Genomic DNA, 923 nt, shown 5'->3' with positions numbered 1-923 from the left:
CAACGCTGCGCCCCCTGGCAAGCTGGCTACAGCTACGCCCTGGGCGACCAGATTCGTTTCGAAGGCGACTACTACCGCGCCCGCCAGGCGCATACCGCCCACAAAGGCACCGAATGGCAGCCGCCCCGCGTGCCAGCACTGTGGCAACCGATCCAGCAATGCGAGCCCGTTACCCCCGTCCCGGGCAATACCGACACCATTAACGGCATCCAGGTCCCACCCGACCCCGGCGCTGCCGGCCGCAAAACCCTGGCCGGCATCGACGCCGACAACGACGGCGTGCGCGATGACGTACAGCGTTTTTTAGCGCAGGAAGTGGGCCAGCACCCGGCGCGGTTCAAGTATGCGATGGAGATGGCGCGGATTACGCAGTTGGAGATTTTAAGTGCAAGTGGGAATGATCGGGAGAAGGCACGAGCTTTGTTCAATAAAGGAACGCTGCCATCCAAATGTTTTAGCGATACATTCAGCAATTCTATTGAAGATTATGAATGGCTGTTGAAATATTGGAAGAAAATTGACGCTTTACATTCCAATACCCCGGAGCGCATGGCTGCCTATAGAAAAGGCGACGAACTGATCGGTGGAATGATGTTCCACTTCCCGATCCGTTATCAGTGCGACTAGGAGAAAAACATGAAAGTAAAGATCGCTACGGCGGCCCTATTGTTGGCAACCAATGCTTGGGCGGGCTTGAATCAATGTGATCAAATACCGGCCATAGTTCACATTAATGGCATTACCACATTAAGGGATGATGCAAGAAGAAGCAGCGAAATGCTTGGAAAAATCTTGGCAGAAGAACTAGGCCACCCCGTCAAAACCGACCTCGCCTACAACCAGACCCACGGCTTCTTCGCCGACATCGCCCAGACCTTCTATCAGCTCAGCCAGCAAAACCCCGACACCGCTCCCGAAAAAAT

Annotated in this window: 1 protein-coding gene and 1 pseudogene; both read left to right on the top strand. The window is 54.6% G+C overall.

Features of this window, described 5'->3' with window-relative positions; genetic code table 11:
- Window positions 1-627: carbohydrate-binding protein (locus FAZ21_RS20050; RefSeq protein ID WP_136775195.1), on the top strand; the 627-nt coding region annotated here is incomplete at its 5' end.
- Between the two features lie 9 nt (window positions 628-636).
- Window positions 637-923, top strand: a pseudogene (locus FAZ21_RS20045) (hypothetical protein); the annotation flags it as partial.

Source organism: Chitiniphilus eburneus (assembly GCF_005048205.1).
Taxonomy (GTDB): Bacteria; Pseudomonadota; Gammaproteobacteria; order Burkholderiales; family Chitinibacteraceae; genus Chitiniphilus; species Chitiniphilus eburneus.
Note: the sequence above shows the minus strand (reverse complement) of the source record. Positions and strands in the feature narration are given on the sequence as shown.